Origin of the sequence: Elioraea tepidiphila DSM 17972 (assembly GCF_000378465.1) — a bacterium.
GTDB classification, from domain to species: Bacteria; Pseudomonadota; Alphaproteobacteria; order Acetobacterales; family Acetobacteraceae; genus Elioraea; species Elioraea tepidiphila.
The window spans coordinates 85,565-101,287 of sequence record NZ_KB899921.1; the positions used below are offsets into that span (position 1 = coordinate 85,565).

A 15,723-nucleotide genomic window follows, 5' to 3' on the forward strand; every position below is an offset into this window, starting at 1 on the left:
CCTCACTCCGCCGCCGCGGGCCGCGGCACCGTCGCCGTGGTCAGGCGCGGGAACAGCACGGCGAAGCCGGCCGTCAGCAAGCCCACCACCGCGAGCGTCCACAGCACCGCCTGCATGTCACCGGTGCGCGCATGCAGCATCCCGACCAGTGGCGAGGCTGTTGCCGCGCCGATGAAGCCGACGAAGAACCGCACCGCATAGGCACGCGCACGCAGCGCCGGCGGCACGGTGCGCGCGAGCATCGCGTCGTTCACCGTCACCTGGCCGAAGATCGTCGCGATGGTCGCGGCGGCCAATGGCACGGTCAGCCAGCCCGTCGTCAGCGTGAGCCCGAGCACCAGCGGCATCTGGCTTGCCGCAAGACCAAGGAACAGCGCGCGCAGGCTGATCCGGTCCGCCAGGCGTCCGACCGTGAATTGCGTCACCGCGCCGCAGATCGACACCGCGAAGGCGATCAGTCCGATGAAGGCAAGCGCATCGGCGCTGCCCGCGAGTCGCTCCTCCAGCAGCTTCGGCAGCAGGATGGTGATCGCGTTGAACATCAGCCCGTTCGTCACCGCGATGGCGGTCAACACGATGAACGCCTTGATCGCGGTCGCGCGCGGGATGTCGGGGAACACCGCGCCCTCGCGCCGGGCCGCCGCCGTCACCGAGGCGGGCGTGCGCAGATACGCGACCCCGATCGCGAGACACACCGCACCGGGCAGCACGAAGCCCGCGCGCCAGCCGAAGGCCGCGACGATGACGCCCGTCAGCAGCGGCGCGAGCGAGACGCCGAGATTGCCGAAGACGCCGTTGATGCCGATCGCACGACCCACGCCGGGACCGGCGACATCCACCAGCAGCGCCGTCCCGACCGGGTGGTAGATCGCCAGGAACGCGCCGACGAGCCCGAGCGCGACCGCGAAGGTGATCGGCGTCACCGCGAGTCCCGAGGCGACCAGAGCCGCCCCGGTGCCGACGAAGAACGCGGCCATCATCGCCCGGGCGCCGTAGCGCTCCGCCAGCCACCCCACCGGCAGCGAGCCGAGCCCGTAGATCGCGAACATCGCCGTGCCCAGCGTGACGATCGCACCGTAGTCCAGCCCCGGGAAGGCTCCGCCCATCGCCAGCACGGCGGTCGGCAGGATCAGCAGCGCGTAGTGCGTCAGCGTATGCGCCGCGTTGATGAAGACGATGGTGCGGGTCTGGGCATCCATGGTGCCAGCCTAGGCCGGATGGGACCGCCCGGCCACCCTCCCCGCAGGGTGGGCGGTTCGGCCGCCGCCGAAACGTCAGCGCGAGAGCCGCGCCAGCACGGCGGCGCGCAGCCGCCCCAGCATCGGCCAGAACAGCATCAGGAACCCGACCGCCATGATCGAGCCGACCAGCCAGTTGCCGAAGAACACGCCGAGCGAGCCGTCGCTCAGCAGCAGCGACTGGCGGAACGACTGCTCGGTGCGGTTCCCCAGCACCAGCGCCAGCACCATCGGCGCCAGCGGATAGTCGAGCTTCTTCATCACGTAGCCGACCACGCCGAAGACCAGCATCAGCACGAGGTCGAACGCCGCGTTGTTCACCGTGAAGGCGCCGATCGCGCAGGCGATCAGGATCAGGGGCGCGATGATCGCGAAGGGAATGCGCAGGATCGCCGCGAACCACGGCACCAGCGCCATCACCACAACGAGGCTCGCCAGATTGCCGAGATACATCGAGGCGACGAGGCCCCAGACGAACTCCTTCTGCTCGATGAACAGCATCGGCCCGGGCTGGAGCCCCCACATCACCAACCCACCCAGCAGCACCGCCGCGGTCGGCGAGCCTGGCACGCCGAGGGCGAGCATGGGCAGCAGCGCGGCCACACCGGCGGCGTTGTTCGCGACTTCGGGCGCGATCACGCCCTCGATCCGGCCGGTGCCGAACGTGGGTCCGTCCTTCGAAAGCCGGCGCGCCATGCCGTAGGACATGAACGAGGCCGGCGTCGCCCCGGCCGGCGTCACCCCCATCCAGCACCCGATCACGCAGGAGCGGAGCGCGATCGCCCAGTGGCGCGGCAGCGCCTTCCACACCTGCGAGACCACCTTCGGGTCGATCCGCGCCGTGGCGCCGCGGAAGGCGAGGCCTTCCTCCATCGCGATCATGATCTCGCTGATGCCGAAAAGGCCGATCACCGCGACCAGGAAGTCGATCCCGCGCAGCAGTTCCGTCGAGCCGAAGGTGAGGCGAAGCTGCCCGGTGACCGTGTCCAGGCCGACGCAGGCCATCAGGAACCCGGCCATCATCGCCGCGAGCGTCTTCCACGCCGAGCCCTGGGTCAGCCCGACGAAGGAGGCGAAGGAGAGGAACATCACGGCGAAGAACTCGGGCGGGCCGAACCGCAGCGCGAAGGCGGCGATCAGCGGCGCGATCGCGGTGATCATCAGGATCGCGAACAGCGCGCCGACGAAGGACGAGGTGAAGGCGGCCGTCAGCGCCTCGGCCGCGCGGCCCTGCTGCGCCATCGGGTAGCCGTCGAAGGTGGTCGCGACCGACCAGGGCTCGCCCGGGATGTTGAACAGGATCGAGGTGATCGCTCCGCCGAACAGCGCGCCCCAGTAGATGCAGGAGAGCATGATGATCGCGCTCACCGGCGGCATCGCGAAGGTAAGCGGCAGCAGGATCGCGATGCCGTTCGCGCCGCCGAGGCCCGGCAGCACGCCGATGACGATGCCGAGCATCACCCCCAGCACCATCAGCCCCAGGTTTCCGGGAACCAGCGCCACCGCGAACCCGGCAAAAAGCGCGTCAAGGTTCTCCATCTCAGTAGCCGAGCAGCGCCTCGACCGGTCCCTTCGGCAGTGCGACCAGGAACCAGGCCTCGAACACGACGAAGATCACGCCGGATGCGGCGAGCCCGCTCAGCGCGGCCGTGGTCAGGCGGTAGCCGCCGATCACGGCCATGAACCAGGCGACCAGCGCCGCCGCCGGCAGGTAGAGCCCGATCACCAGCACCCCGGCGACGAACATGCATGCAGGAACGAACAGCCGCGCCACGCTCGCGAGCTCCTGGCTGCTCGCGAACAGCACCCGCGAGCGGCCGAACGCGGCAAAGGTGAAGGTAACGAGGCTCGCCGTGATCATGATGATGCCGGTCCAGAACGGGAAGGTGCCGGATTGCGGCCCGTCGAGGTCCCAGGCGATGCCGATCCGGTAGGCATCGGCGACCACGAGGGCGCCCAGGGCCGCGATCGCGGCCGCGGCGACGAGCTCGGCGGTCCGCGCGCGCACGCCGCCCCGGTGATCAGCCATCGGCAAGGCTCACGGATGCAATCGGCCGGTGATGCGGGTCGGATCGGTCAGCGCGCGAGGAACCCGGCCTCGGCCATCAGGCTGCGATGACGCTCCTCCTCGCGCTCGACCCACCGGGCGTAGTCCGCGCCGATCATGGTCGTGGTGTTGAACGCGCCGTTGCGCATCAGCTCCTGCCATTCCGGTGTCGCACGCACGCGGTCGAGCAGGCCGATGTAGAACGCCACCGCTGCTTCGGGCACGCCCGGCGGCATGAAGATGCCGCGGAGCATGAGGTACTCGACATCGAGCCCCGCCTCCTTGCAGGTCGGGATATCGCTCCATGCCATGGTCGCGGTCATCTTCTCGGTGACGGGCAGGCGCTGGCTGTCGAACACGCAGAGCGGCCGCAGCGTGCCGGCGCGCCAGTGCGCCACCGCCTCGATCGGGTTGTTCACCGTGGCGTCCACATGCCGGCCGACGAGCTGAGTCGCGACCTCGCCGCCGCCGCGGAACGGCACGTAGGTGAACTGCGCCCCGGTGGCGCGCGTGATCGCGGCGGTGATGATGTGGTCCTCCTGGCGCGAGCCCGTGCCGCCCATGCGCAACCGCTGGCTCTTGGCCGCGCCGATGAAGTCGCTGACGGTGTGCCACGGGCTCTCGGCGTGCACCCACAGCACGAACTCGTCGAGCGCCAGCATCTTCACCGGCGTCATGTCGCGCCACGACACCGGCACGCCGGTCGCGAGCGGGGTGGTGAACAGGTTCGACAGCGTGATCACCAGGACGTGGGGATTGCCGCGGCTGTTCTTCACCTCGAGGAACGCCTCGGCGCCGGCGCCGCCGCCCTTGTTGGTGACGACGATCGGCTGGCGCATCAGTTCGTGCTTGGACACGATGCCCTGGATCGTGCGCGCCATCTGGTCGGCGCCTCCGCCGGTCCCGGCGGGGACGAGGAACTGGACCGGCCGCGTGGGCTCCCAGGTGGCCTGCGCCGATGTGGGCGCGGTCGGCACCGCGACAGCGGCAGAGGCGAAAGCGGCGGCAAACACGATGCGACGGGCGACAGTCGGCATGCAGGGTCTCCAGGTCCCAGGTCTGCCTTCCGTCACCTTCGCCGGCGCTTGTTCCGCGCCATTGACGGCCGATATGGAGTTGCGAATGTGGCGCTGTCAATGAAAATATATGTCGTTGAGCCGAGGCGAAGCGAATGATCATGTCACAAACGGGGTGGCAGGGAGCCCGTCCGGGCGCTGGCCGGGCGCCCTTTACGCCGCCGCCTCGCGCGCCATACTCCGCCGCCTGCGACAAGGGGTGCCGATGCAACCGTTCCACACGCTCCATGATCTGCTGGCCACCGGTGCTGCGACCCATCCGGCGATCCGCGCCCCCGGCCGGCCGCCCCTGGCGTTCGCGGACCTGCGTGCGCTCGCCGACCGTACCGTCGCGGCGCTCAACCGCATCGGCGTCGGCCGCAATGACCGCGTGGCGATCGTGCTGCCGAACGGTCCCGAAATGGCCGCGTCGTTCGTCGCCATCGCCTGTGGCGCCACCACCGCGCCGCTCAACCCCGCCTACCGCGACGAGGAGTTCGCGTTCTATCTCGACGACCTGAAGGCGAAGGCGCTGGTGGTGCTCAAGGGGGCGGAGACGCCCGCGCGCGCGGTGGCCGCCCGGCTCGGCATCCCCGTGCTCGACCTCGTGCCCGGCGAGGCCGCCGGCGACTTCACGCTTGAAGGCGGGACGCCCGGCGCAGCGGCCAGCCCGGGCCCGGCCGGCACGGACGACATCGCACTCGTGCTGCACACCTCCGGCACCACCGCCCGGCCGAAGATCGTGCCGCTGACCCACGGCAATGTCTGCGCCTCGGCAGGCAACATCCGCACGACGCTCGCGCTGACGCCGGGGGATGCCTGCCTGAACATCATGCCGCTGTTCCACATCCACGGGCTGATGGCGGCAACCCTGGCTTCGCTCGCCGCCGGCAGCGCGGTGATCTGCACGCCCGGCTTCGATGCGCTGCGCATCTTCCGCTGGCTCGACGAGGAGCGGCCCACCTGGCTCACCGCCGTGCCGACCATGCACCAGGCGATCCTCGCGCGTGCCGAGCGCAACGCCGAGATCATCGCGCGCGCGAAGCTGCGCTTCCTGCGCTCCTCCTCCGCCTCGCTGCCGGGCCCGGTGATGCTGGCGCTGGAGAAGACCTTCAACGCGCCGCTGGTCGAGAGCTACGGCATGACCGAGGCCTCGCACCAGATGGCGTCCAACCCGCTCGCCGGCCCGCGCAAGCCGGGATCGGTCGGCATCGCCGCGGGCCCCGAGATCGCGATCATGGACGAGGCCGGAACGCTGCTGCCGCAGGGGGCGATCGGCGAGGTGGTGATCCGCGGCCCGAACGTGACGAAGGGCTACGAGAACAATCCGGAGGCGAACGCGAAGGCCTTCACGAATGGCTGGTTCCGTACCGGCGATCAGGGCGGGTTCGACGCGGAGGGCTACCTGACGCTCACGGGGCGGCTGAAGGAGCTGATCAACCGCGGCGGCGAGAAGGTGAGCCCGCTGGAGGTGGACGGCGTGCTCTCCGCCCACCCGGCCGTCGCCCAGGCCGTCACCTTCGCGATCCCGCACCCGAAGCTCGGCGAGGAGGTGGGGGCCGCGATCGTGCTGCGCGACGGCGCGGAGCTCACCGAGCACGGGCTGCGCGACTTCGCCGCCCAGCACCTCGCCGACTTCAAGGTGCCGCGCAAGGTGGTGTTCCTCGCCGAGATTCCGAAGGGGGCGACGGGCAAGCTCCAGCGCATCGGGCTCGCCGAGAAGCTGGGTCTCGTCGGCTGATGCGCATCTGCATCTTCGGCGCCGGCGCGATCGGCGGGCTGATGGCCGCGCGCCTGGCCGCGAAGGGCGAGGCCGAGGTGACGGTGGTCGCGCGCGGGCCGCATCTGGCGGCGATGCAGGCGCACGGGCTCAGGCTCCGGTCCGGAGGCGAGGAGATCGTCACGCGCCCGCGCTGCGCCGCCACCGCCGCCGAGGCCGGCCCGCAGGACTACGTGGTGATCACACTCAAGGCGCATTCGCTCCCCGGTGTGGCCGAGGCGATGCAGCCCCTGCTCGGTCCCGAGACCGCGATCGTCTCGGCGGTGAACGGCATCCCGTGGTGGTACTTCCACAAGCATGGCGGCCCGTTCGATGGTCGCACCGTCGAGTCGGTCGATCCGGGCGGGAAACTGCTCCGTGCCCTGCCCCCCGAACGCGCGATCGGCTGCATCGTCTATCCGGCCGCGGAGGTGGTCGAGCCCGGCGTGATCGAGCACGGCTACGGCGACCGGTTCTCGCTCGGCGAGCCGGACGGGTCGCGCAGCGAGCGCGCGAACCTGCTCTCGCAGGCGCTGATCGCGGCCGGGTTCAAGGCGCCGGTACGGCCGCGCATCCGCGACGAGATCTGGGTGAAGCTCTGGGGCAACCTGACCTTCAACCCGGTCTCGGCACTGACCCTGCAGACGCTCGACGTGCTGACCGGCGAGCCCGAGCTGCGCGCGGTGTGCCGGGCGATGATGGTCGAGGCGCAGGCGATCGGCGAAGCGCTGGGCATCCGTTTCGGGATCGATGTGGACAAGCGGATCGCCGGTGCGGCCGAGGTCGGCGCGCATCGCACCTCGATGCTCCAGGACCTGGAGCGCGGCCGGCCGATGGAGATCGACGCGCTGCTCGGTGTGGTGGTGGAGTTCGCGGAGATGCTGGACCTGCCGGCGCCGACCTGCCGGACCGTGCTCGCACTCGTGCGCGCGCGGGCGCGCGCCGCTGGATGCTATCCGTAGCGCCTTGATGGCCCAGGCAGCCGGAGGGGTCATCGAGACGTCACCGGGTTGTCATGGCAACGCAACGGTAGGTTGCTAAGCCCTCGGCTCCCGACCTTGCCGAGGAGTCGCCGATGATCCCCGTGCTCCGCCGCCGCGCCGTGCTCGCCGGTGCCGCCCTCGCCCCCTTCACCGCGGTCGCGCAGGCCGACTGGCGCGGCGGGTTCCGCGAACTCCGCTTCGCCATGATCAGCTCGGAGAACGAGCGCGATGTGCTCGTCCGCTTCGAGCCCTTCTCGCGCCACTTCACCGAGGCGCTCGGCGTGCCGTTCCGCGTGTTCCGCGCCACCGACTACGCCGCCACCGTCGAGGCACTGCGCGCCGACCAGGCCGAGTTCGGCTATCTCGGCCCGGCCGCCTATGCGCTCGCGCGCCGCGTCGCCGGCGAGAAGATCGTGCCGGTCGCATCCGGCACCGACCTCCAGGGCGGGGCCGGCTACCACTCGGTGATCATCGTGCGCACCGATGCGCCGTACCGGTCGCTCGCCGATCTGCGCGGCCGGTCCTTCGCCTGGGCCGACCCGAACAGCGCCTCGGGCTACGCTGCGCCGATGTTCTACCTGCGCCGCGAAGGCGTCGATCCCGGCGCGTTCTTCTCGCGCACCTCCTTCTCGGGCAATCACGAGCAGAGCGTGATCGGCCTGCTGAACGGCAGCTATGACGCCGTTGCCACCTGGTGGACCAACGAGCAGCGCAGCAATCCGCAGCGCATGGAGGAGAAGGGGATGATCCCGCCCGGCCAGTGGCGGGTCGTCTGGAAGAGCCCGCTCATACCGAACAGCCCTTTCGTGATGCGCACGAATCTGCCGCAGGGGCTGAAGGACCTCTACGTCGAGACGCTCATGGCCTTGCCCGGGGCGAACCCCGAGGCTTGGAACGCGCTGACAAGCGGCCAGTCGCGCGGTCTGGTGCGCCGCACGCACGAGGACTACCTCGACATGATCGCGATCACCGAGGAGCTCGACCGGCTGCGCCGCCAGCGTCGCACCTGACGTGGCGATCGCGGTTGCGGGCGGCGGCGATGCCGTCGCCCTGTTCGAGACGCGCCATCGGGATCTGCGCCGGCGGAAGGCGCTGACGACCGGGCTTGGCGCCCTGCTGTTTGCGCTCGCCTTCGGCGCCTCCGCGATCGTGGGCGAGGTCGATCCGGGGCGTTTCGCGGCCGGCGTGCCCAACATCCTCGACTATGTACACCGCACGCTGCCGGAGATCTCGGCGCGCCAGCCGCTCACCGACATCGGCGAGTGGTATTGGGCGATCGATATCTGGCTGCTGCTGATGCTCGATACCGTGCTGATGGGCTTCGTCGGCACGCTCGCGGGCACGGCCGTGGCGCTGCTGTTCTGCTTCCACGCCGCGGCCAATCTCGCGCCGACCCGGTGGTCGTTCTGGCTCGCGCGGCGCGGCTTCGAGTTCGCCCGCACCGTGCCCGAGCTCGTCTTCGCCCTGATCTTCGTCTTTGCCTTCGGGCCGGGCCCTTTCGCCGGGGTGCTCGCGATCGCGATCCACTCCGCCGGGGCGCTGGGCAAGCTGTTCGCGGAGGTGAACGAGAACGCCGATCCGCGCCCGATCGACGCGCTCGCCGCCGCCGGTGCGGGTTGGACCGAGACGATGCGCTTCGCGGTGCTGCCGCAGGTGCTGCCGAACTTCCTGAGCTATGGCCTGCTGCGCTTCGAGATCAACGTGCGCGCGGCGAGCGTGCTCGGCATCGTCGGCGCGGGCGGCATCGGCGAGGAGCTCTACCTGGTCGTGCGGCGCTTCCTCTATTCCGACATCAGCGCGATCGTGCTGCTGATCCTCATCACCGTGTCGCTGATCGACATGGGCTGCGAGCGGCTGCGTCACGGCCTGATCGAGGCGGGGCCCGCGCGGGCGACGCGATGATCGGGGCGGCCGATCTCGCGGCGATCCGGGAAGCGCATCCGCGCGTGTTCCGGCGCAGCACGGCCGAGCGGCGCCGACTCGCGCTGATCTGGACCGTCTTCCTCGCCGTGCTGGCCCTCGGGCTCTGGCGCGTCCTGCCGGGCTGGGATGTGTTCGTCGCCGGCCTCGGCAAGCTCGGCTTCCTCGTCCGCTTCATGATCCCGCCCGCGCATGGCGGCCATCTCGACCAGATGCTGCACGGCCTGGCCGAGACGCTGGCGATGGCGTTCATGGGCACGCTGCTCGCCGCGTTTGCCGCCCTGCCGCTCGGCTTCCTCGGCGCGCGCAACGTCCTGCCGGTGCGGCTGTTCCATTTCGGCCTGCGCCGGCTGTTCGACGGGCTGCGCGGCATCGACAGCCTGATCTGGGCGATCGTGTTCGTCGCCGCGGTCGGCATGGGGCCGTTCGCCGGCATCCTGGCCCTTGCCGTGCCGGACACCGGCACCCTCGCGAAGCTGTTCGCCGAGGCGATCGAGAACGTCGAGAAGCGCCAGGTCGAGGGCATCGAAGCAGCGGGGGCGAACGGCGTCGAACGCGCGCGCTTCGGCATCCTGCCGCAGGTGCTGCCGGTGATGCTGTCGCACGTGCTCTATTTCTTCGAGAGCAACACGCGCTCGGCGACCATCCTCGGCGTGGTCGGCGCAGGCGGCATCGGGCTTCAGCTCGCCGAGCGCATCCGGCTCGACGACTGGCAGGAGGTCGCCTTCATCATCCTGCTGATCCTGGTGGCGGTCGCCGTGATCGACTGGATCTCGGGACGGCTGCGCAGGCGGATCATTGCGGCCTGATACCCGGCTGCCGAAGGCTCGACCTTCGGCAGCCGGGTATTGCGCGTGGGGCTGGTGGGGCGGCCACGCGCGAACGAAACCGTTCATGCCAGCCTGGCGAGGGAGAAACCTTCGCCAGGCTGGCATGAGTGTCACGCAACGATCATCCCTTCGGGAGCGGCATGGCGCTAAGGGCAGGGAGAACGGCAACCGGAGACCACCATGCTGGAGATCACAGGCCTGACGCGGCGCTTCGGCAGCGTGACCGCGGTGGACGACGTCACGCTGGCGGTGCCGAACGGCCAGATGGTCGGGATCATCGGCCGGTCGGGCGCGGGCAAGTCGACGCTGCTGCGCCTGATCAACCGGCTGATCGACCCCTCCGCGGGCCGGCTCGTCTTCGAGGGGCGCGACGTGGGCGCGCTCACGGGCCGGGCGCTGCGCGACTGGCGCACCGACTGCGCGATGATCTTCCAGCAGTTCAACCTGGTGCAGCGGCTCGATGTGCTGACGAACGTGCTGGTGGGGCGGCTGAATCACCGCTCCACCCTGTCCTCGCTGTTCAAGCTGTTCAGCGCCGAAGAGCGCGCGCTCGCGATCCGCACCCTCGACCGCTTCGATCTCGCCGAGGCCGCGCTCCAGCGCGCGGACACGCTCTCGGGCGGGCAGCAGCAGCGTGTCGCGATCGCGCGGGCGCTGATGCAGGAGCCGCGGATCATCCTCGCCGACGAACCGATCGCCTCGCTCGATCCGCGCAACGGCAAGGTCGTGATGGACGCGCTGCGCCGGATCAACCGCGAGGACGGGCTGACCGTGCTGTGCAACCTGCACACGCTCGACACCGCGCGCCAGTACTGCGACCGGATCGTCGGCATGCGCGCGGGCCGGGTCGTGTTCGACGGCGTGCCGGCGCAGCTCACCGCGGCGATGGTGCGCGACATCTACGGCATGAGCGAGGAGGAGCTCGATCAGGCCGAGACCGTCACCTCCACGGCCATCGAGGCCGCACCGTCGCGCATGGCCGCCTGACCGCGCCGTTCACCGCACGACGGCGGGGCGGCCGCCGCGCCTCGTCAGTGCACGCTGACCGGCACCATCTCGTGCTGGACGATCGCCGCATCCGCCAGCGCGCGGTCCGGCGCCAGGCCGATCTGCTGGCCGTCGGCGCCGAAGATCGCGAAGGCCGACTGCCCGTCCACCACGACGGCGCGGACATAGGCGAGGCCGCCCAGCCCCAGTTCCGCCAGTTGCTGGCGGGTCGGCACGGGGATGCTCACCTGACCACGGGTCTTCTGCGTGTTCATCGTGTCACACTCCTCCGGTGCGCCATCATGGCCGCACCCTGGTTTCCGGTCCGTTTCCGGCCCCGATCGCTCAACGGGACGCTCCGGCCGGCCGCATGCCGATCTGGATCGACCGTGCCCTGCTCTCGGGCTGAATCCGCTCCAGGTCGATGTGCAGCAGGCCGCTGTCCAGCCACGCCCCCTTCACCTCGATCCCGTCGGCCAGCACGAAGGTGCGCTGGAACTGCCGCGCCGCGATGCCGCGGTGCAGGAACACCCGGTTCTGCGCCTCCTCGGCCTGGCGGCCGCGGATGACGAGCTGGCTGTCCTCCACCGTGATCGAGAGGTCGTCCATCGTGAACCCGGCCACGGCGAGCGTGATGCGCAGGCTCGACGGCCCGGTCTGCTCGATGTTGTAGGGCGGGTAGCCCTCGCCACCGTTCTTCGACAGCCGCTCCAGCATCTGCTCGAGGTGGTCGAAGCCGAGAAACAGCGGGCTGCCGAATGGCGATGTGCGGGTCATGGTGGTCTCCTCGTTTCGAGCGAGCGTCCGGCCGGGACCCCGAAGGCACCCCGGCTGCGGTGGAGATGGGAAAGAGGTCCCGGCGGCGCAAGACCGGCCCGTGCGGTCCGGGCATTGCGGGCCGGGCAGGGGGCCGCTACCTGACGCGCATGACCGATCCTGCCCCAGTAGCGCCCGTCGAGGCGGAGCGGCTGCGCATCCTGATCGCCCCCGACCCGGTGCTGCGCCGCAAGACCCGCCCGGTCGTGGCGGCCGATGCCACGACCGTACGCGACCTCATCCCCCGCATGCTGGCGACCATGTATGCCGCCCCGGGCATCGGGCTCGCCGCCCCCCAGATCGGCCTCGGGCTCCGCCTCGCCGTGATCGACCTCCAGCGCGACGACAGGCGCGAGCCGATCGTGCTGATCAACCCGGAGATCGTCGCCGCAAGCGCGGAGGTCGAGACGCGCGAGGAGGGCTGCCTGTCGCTGCCCGACCAGTACGCCGACGTCACCCGCCCGCGCGCCGTGACGGTTCGGTTCGAGGGGCAGGACGGGCTGCGGCGCACGATCGAGGCCGAGGGGCTGATGGCACGCTGCCTCCAGCACGAGATCGATCATCTCGACGGCGTGCTGTTCATCGACCGCATCTCGTCGCTCAGGCGCAACATGATCCTGCGCCGGCTCGCCAAGGCGCAGCGGGAGAAGGCGCAGGCGTGAGGCTCGCCTTCATGGGCAGCCCCGACTTCGCGGTGCCGGCGCTGCGCGCGCTGCACGGTGCGGGGCATGCGATCGCCGCGGTCTATTGCCAGCCGCCCAAGCCTGCGCATCGCGGCCAGCGCGAGACCAGATGCGCCGTGCATGTGGCGGCCGAGGCGCTCGGGCTTCCCGTCCGTACCCCCGCGCGGCTGCGGCGCGACGAAGCCGAACACGCGGCCTTCGCCGCACTCGATCTCGACGCCGCGGTGGTCGCGGCCTACGGGCTGATCCTGCCCAAGCCGATGCTGGACGCACCGCGCCGCGGCTGCCTCAACATCCATGCCTCGCTGCTGCCGCGCTGGCGGGGGGCGGCGCCGATCCAGGCCGCGATCCTGGCGGGCGACGACCGCACCGGCGTGACCATCATGCGCATGGACGAGGGGCTCGACACGGGGCCGATGCTGCTCGCCGAAGCCGTACCGATCGGGCCGGAGACGACCGCGTCCACGCTGCATGACACCCTGGCTGCGCTGGGCGCGCGGCTGATCCTGCGCGCCCTCGCCGAGAACCCGCCGGCCGTTCCGCAGCCGGACGAGGGCGTGACCTATGCGCCGAAGCTCACCCGGGAGGACGGGCGGATCGACTGGAGCCGTGATGCCGCCGCGATCGACCGCCAGGTGCGCGCGCTCAATCCCTGGCCCGGCACGCACACCCGTCACGGCGAGGAGGTGCTGAAGGTCCTCGATGCCGCGCCGTTGCCGGAGCGGACCGAGGCGCCGCCGGGCACCGTGCTGGAGGCCGGCCGGGTCGCCTGCGGCGGCGGCACGGTGCTCCGGCTGACGCGGCTGCAGCGCGCCGGGCGCGCGCCGCAGGAGATCGACGCCTTCCTGCGCGGCTATCCGCTCGCGCCCGGCGACCGGCTCGGCTGATGCCGCGCTACGCCCTGCTGGTCGAGTACGACGGCGCGGGCTTCCTCGGCTGGCAGCGGCAGGAGACCGGGCTCTCGGTCCAGCAGGTGCTGGAGGAGGCGGCCGCTCCCTTGACGCCGCACGATCCCGTCGTCGCGGTTGCCGCCGGGCGCACCGATGCGGGCGTGCATGCGGAAGCGCAGGTGGCGCATCTCGACCTCGCGCGCGAGATCGATCCGCGGCGGCTGCGCGAGGCGGTGAACTTCCATCTCGGTACGCACCGCGTGTCGGTCGTGCAGGCGGCGCGCGCGCCGGACGACTTCCACGCGCGGTTCTCGGCGATCGGCCGTGCCTACCGCTACGACATCCTCGACCGGCGCGCCCGTCCCGCGCTGCTGGCGGGGCGCGTGTGGCACGTGAAGCGCCGGCTCGATGCGGGCGCGATGCAGGCGGCCGCCGCGCTGCTGGTGGGGCGGCACGACTTCACCTCGTTCCGTGCGGCGGCCTGCCAGGCCGCGAGCCCGGTGAAGACGCTGGATCGGCTCGATGTCGTGCGCGAGGGCGATCTCGTGCGTGTGTTCGCCGAGGCGCGAAGCTTCCTCCATCACCAGGTGCGCAACCTCGTCGGCACGCTGAAGCTGGTCGGCGAAGGGCGCTGGACTCCGGCGGATGTCGCCGCCGCGCTCGCCGCGCGCGATCGGTCCGCCGCGGGCCCGACCGCCCCGCCCGAGGGGCTGACGCTGACCGCCGTGCGCTATCCGGCCGATCCGTTCGCGCGTTAGAAGGCGCCCATGCTCCGCGCCTTCCTCGCGTATTACCGGCCGCACAAGCGGCTTCTCATGCTCGACTTCGGCTGCGCCGCCCTCTCCGGCATGCTGGAGCTCGCCTTCCCGATGGCGGTGCGCGGCTTCATCGACCACCTGCTGCCGGGCCAGGACCTGCCGCTGATCCTGATCGCGATCGCCGCGCTGATGGCCCTCTACCTCGTCAACGGCGCGCTGATGGCGATCGTCACCTACTGGGGCCACGTGCTCGGCATCGCGATCGAGACCGAACTCCGCCGCCGCGCCTTCGACCATCTCATGCGGCTGTCGTTCCGATTCTATGACGGACAGAAGACCGGACACCTGGTCGGGCGCATGACCAAGGATCTCGAGGAGATCGGCGAGGTCGCGCATCACGGGCCGGAGGACCTGCTGATTGCCGTGCTCACCTTCCTCGGCGCCTTCGCGCTGATGATCTACGTCAACCCGGCGCTCGCCCTGATCGCCGGGCTCGTCGTGCCGATTGCGGCCTGGGTGATCACGCACTACGGCGGGCGGATGACGCAGAACTGGCAGGCGCAGTTCGGCCGCGTCGGCGCCTTCAACGCGCGCATCGAGGAGGCGGTGGGCGGCATCCGCGTGGTCAAGGCCTTCGCCAACGAGGCGCACGAACGCCGCCTCTTCGGCGCGGACAACGAGAAGTACCGCCGCGTCAAGCTCGACGCCTACCGCATCATGGCGGTCAGCCTGACGCTGAACTATCTCGGCATGCGCTTCGTGCAGGTGATCGTCATGCTCGCGGGCTCGATCTTCATCGTCCAGGGCGCGATGACGATCGGCGATTTCGTCGCCTTCCTGCTGCTGGTCTCCGTGTTCTACCGCCCGCTCGACAAGATCAATGCGGTGATCGAGACCTATCCCAAGGGCATTGCCGGATTCCGCCGCTATCTCCAGCTCATCGGCACCGAGCCCGACATCGTCGATCGGCCCGATGCCCGCCCGACGCCGCCGCTCAAGGGCGCGGTGCGCTACGAAGGCGTGCGCTTCGGCTATGAGCCCGACCGGCCGGTGCTGCGCGACATCGACCTCGCGATCGCGCCGGGCGAGACGATCGCGCTCGTCGGCCCGTCAGGCGCGGGCAAGACCACGCTCTGCGCGCTGCTGCCGCGCTTCTACGATGTCGATGCCGGGCGCATCACCATCGACGGGATCGACATCCGCGACCTGACGCTCGCCTCCCTGCGCGGGCAGATCGGCATCGTCCAGCAGGACGTGTTCCTGTTCGCGGGCACGATCCGCGAGAACATCGCCTACGGACGGCTCGGCGCCTCGGACGACGAGATTCTGGAGGCGGCACGGCGCGCGCGGCTCGACGGCATGATCCGCGAACTGCCCGACGGACTCGACACCGTGATCGGCGAACGCGGCGTGAAGCTCTCGGGCGGGCAGAAGCAGCGGCTCGCGATCGCGCGGATCTTCCTCAAGAACCCGCCGATCCTGATCCTCGACGAGGCGACCAGCGCTCTCGACACCGAGACCGAGCGCGCGATCCAGGCCTCGCTTGCGGACCTCGCCGAGGGCCGGACGACGCTGGTGATCGCGCATCGGCTGGCCACCATCCGCAACGCGGACCGGATCGTCGTGGTGGCGGATGGCCGGATCGCCGAGCAGGGGACGCATACCGACCTGCTGGCGCGGGGCGCGGCATATCGCGCGCTGCACGAGGCGCAGTTCGGGCTCGCCGCCGGCGCCTCGTCGCCGTAGGCGCGCGAGGA

The 15,723-nt window shown here is 70.7% G+C and carries 16 protein-coding genes; 10 read left to right on the top strand and 6 right to left on the bottom strand.

Translation table 11 applies throughout. From position 1 onward, the window contains the following. Nucleotides 1-2 precede the first annotated feature (2 nt). From F563_RS0110995 to F563_RS0111010, 4 genes are all read right to left on the bottom strand, one after another. Complete coding sequence (locus F563_RS0110995) at nt 3-1,199, bottom strand: MFS transporter (RefSeq protein WP_019014729.1); 1,197 nt, start codon at nt 1,197-1,199, stop codon at nt 3-5. 75 nt (nt 1,200-1,274) lie between these two features. Next, the gene (locus tag F563_RS0111000) at nt 1,275-2,777 is read right to left on the bottom strand and encodes a tripartite tricarboxylate transporter permease (protein WP_019014730.1); all 1,503 of its coding nucleotides are present in this window, start codon (nt 2,775-2,777) and stop codon (nt 1,275-1,277) included. 1 nt (nt 2,778) lies between these two features. After that, on the bottom strand, nt 2,779-3,267 hold the full coding sequence (locus tag F563_RS0111005; protein WP_019014731.1) for a tripartite tricarboxylate transporter TctB family protein: 489 nt from the start codon (nt 3,265-3,267) through the stop codon (nt 2,779-2,781). Between the two features lie 47 nt (nt 3,268-3,314). Beyond that, complete coding sequence (locus tag F563_RS0111010) at nt 3,315-4,322, bottom strand: Bug family tripartite tricarboxylate transporter substrate binding protein (RefSeq protein ID WP_019014732.1); 1,008 nt, start codon at nt 4,320-4,322, stop codon at nt 3,315-3,317. Between the two features lie 244 nt (nt 4,323-4,566). Between F563_RS0111010 and F563_RS0111015 the strand changes: the two genes are divergently transcribed. From F563_RS0111015 to phnC, 6 genes are all read left to right on the top strand, one after another. Then, the gene (locus F563_RS0111015; protein WP_019014733.1) at nt 4,567-6,081 is read left to right on the top strand and encodes an acyl--CoA ligase; all 1,515 of its coding nucleotides are present in this window, start codon (nt 4,567-4,569) and stop codon (nt 6,079-6,081) included. Then, nucleotides 6,081-7,061, top strand: coding sequence for a 2-dehydropantoate 2-reductase (locus F563_RS0111020; protein WP_019014734.1), 981 nt, complete (start codon nt 6,081-6,083; stop codon nt 7,059-7,061). Before F563_RS0111015 ends, F563_RS0111020 begins: the two co-directional genes overlap by 1 nt. Nucleotides 7,062-7,174: 113 nt before the next feature. Then, nucleotides 7,175-8,092, top strand: coding sequence for a phosphate/phosphite/phosphonate ABC transporter substrate-binding protein (gene phnD / locus F563_RS0111025; protein ID WP_019014735.1), 918 nt, complete (start codon nt 7,175-7,177; stop codon nt 8,090-8,092). Between the two features lies 1 nt (nt 8,093). Further along, entirely contained in the window at nt 8,094-8,984 is an 891-nt protein-coding gene (gene phnE, locus F563_RS0111030; RefSeq protein WP_019014736.1) for a phosphonate ABC transporter, permease protein PhnE, read from the top strand. Beyond that, nucleotides 8,981-9,811 carry a phosphonate ABC transporter, permease protein PhnE gene (gene phnE, locus F563_RS0111035; protein WP_019014737.1) on the top strand — a complete coding sequence of 277 codons (831 nt, stop codon included), beginning with the start codon at nt 8,981-8,983 and terminating at the stop codon, nt 9,809-9,811. Before phnE (F563_RS0111030) ends, phnE (F563_RS0111035) begins: the two co-directional genes overlap by 4 nt. A gap of 201 nt (nt 9,812-10,012) precedes the next feature. Next, nucleotides 10,013-10,819, top strand: a complete 807-nt coding sequence (gene phnC, locus F563_RS0111040; protein ID WP_019014738.1) for a phosphonate ABC transporter ATP-binding protein — start codon at nt 10,013-10,015, stop codon at nt 10,817-10,819. Between the two features lie 44 nt (nt 10,820-10,863). Here the strand turns inward: phnC and F563_RS0111045 are convergent, their stop codons facing one another. Further along, nucleotides 10,864-11,094, bottom strand: a complete 231-nt coding sequence (locus F563_RS0111045; RefSeq protein WP_019014739.1) for a DUF1150 family protein — start codon at nt 11,092-11,094, stop codon at nt 10,864-10,866. 70 nt (nt 11,095-11,164) lie between these two features. Then, nucleotides 11,165-11,596 carry an Hsp20 family protein gene (locus F563_RS0111050; RefSeq protein WP_019014740.1) on the bottom strand — a complete coding sequence of 144 codons (432 nt, stop codon included), beginning with the start codon at nt 11,594-11,596 and terminating at the stop codon, nt 11,165-11,167. Between the two features lie 149 nt (nt 11,597-11,745). Between F563_RS0111050 and def the strand changes: the two genes are divergently transcribed. Genes def through F563_RS0111070 form a run of 4 tightly spaced genes read left to right on the top strand, consistent with a single transcriptional unit; the run spans nt 11,746 to nt 15,712 of the window. Then, entirely contained in the window at nt 11,746-12,297 is a 552-nt protein-coding gene (def, locus tag F563_RS0111055; protein WP_019014741.1) for a peptide deformylase, read from the top strand. Continuing rightward, nucleotides 12,294-13,205, top strand: a complete 912-nt coding sequence (gene fmt / locus F563_RS0111060) for a methionyl-tRNA formyltransferase (protein WP_019014742.1) — start codon at nt 12,294-12,296, stop codon at nt 13,203-13,205. Before def ends, fmt begins: the two co-directional genes overlap by 4 nt. Then, complete coding sequence (truA, locus tag F563_RS0111065; RefSeq protein WP_019014743.1) at nt 13,205-13,966, top strand: tRNA pseudouridine(38-40) synthase TruA; 762 nt, start codon at nt 13,205-13,207, stop codon at nt 13,964-13,966. The genes fmt and truA overlap by 1 nt, the downstream gene beginning before the upstream one ends. A gap of 9 nt (nt 13,967-13,975) precedes the next feature. Next, nucleotides 13,976-15,712, top strand: coding sequence for an ABC transporter ATP-binding protein (locus F563_RS0111070; protein ID WP_019014744.1), 1,737 nt, complete (start codon nt 13,976-13,978; stop codon nt 15,710-15,712). The last annotated feature ends 11 nt before the right edge of the window (nt 15,713-15,723 follow it).

Excerpts from the sequence above, each read along its gene's own strand:
- F563_RS0110995 (WP_019014729.1), bottom strand. The coding sequence starts at position 1,199 with ATGGATGCCCAGACCCGCACCATCGTCTTCATCAACGCGGCGCATACG.
- F563_RS0111000 (WP_019014730.1), bottom strand. The coding sequence starts at position 2,777 with ATGGAGAACCTTGACGCGCTTTTTGCCGGGTTCGCGGTGGCGCTGGTT.
- F563_RS0111005 (WP_019014731.1), bottom strand. The coding sequence starts at position 3,267 with ATGGCTGATCACCGGGGCGGCGTGCGCGCGCGGACCGCCGAGCTCGTC.
- F563_RS0111010 (WP_019014732.1), bottom strand. The coding sequence starts at position 4,322 with ATGCCGACTGTCGCCCGTCGCATCGTGTTTGCCGCCGCTTTCGCCTCT.
- F563_RS0111015 (WP_019014733.1), top strand. The coding sequence starts at position 4,567 with ATGCAACCGTTCCACACGCTCCATGATCTGCTGGCCACCGGTGCTGCG.
- F563_RS0111020 (WP_019014734.1), top strand. The coding sequence starts at position 6,081 with ATGCGCATCTGCATCTTCGGCGCCGGCGCGATCGGCGGGCTGATGGCC.
- phnD (WP_019014735.1), top strand. The coding sequence starts at position 7,175 with ATGATCCCCGTGCTCCGCCGCCGCGCCGTGCTCGCCGGTGCCGCCCTC.
- phnE (WP_019014737.1), top strand. The coding sequence starts at position 8,981 with ATGATCGGGGCGGCCGATCTCGCGGCGATCCGGGAAGCGCATCCGCGC.
- phnC (WP_019014738.1), top strand. The coding sequence starts at position 10,013 with ATGCTGGAGATCACAGGCCTGACGCGGCGCTTCGGCAGCGTGACCGCG.
- F563_RS0111045 (WP_019014739.1), bottom strand. The coding sequence starts at position 11,094 with ATGAACACGCAGAAGACCCGTGGTCAGGTGAGCATCCCCGTGCCGACC.
- F563_RS0111050 (WP_019014740.1), bottom strand. The coding sequence starts at position 11,596 with ATGACCCGCACATCGCCATTCGGCAGCCCGCTGTTTCTCGGCTTCGAC.
- def (WP_019014741.1), top strand. The coding sequence starts at position 11,746 with ATGACCGATCCTGCCCCAGTAGCGCCCGTCGAGGCGGAGCGGCTGCGC.
- truA (WP_019014743.1), top strand. The coding sequence starts at position 13,205 with ATGCCGCGCTACGCCCTGCTGGTCGAGTACGACGGCGCGGGCTTCCTC.
- F563_RS0111070 (WP_019014744.1), top strand. The coding sequence starts at position 13,976 with ATGCTCCGCGCCTTCCTCGCGTATTACCGGCCGCACAAGCGGCTTCTC.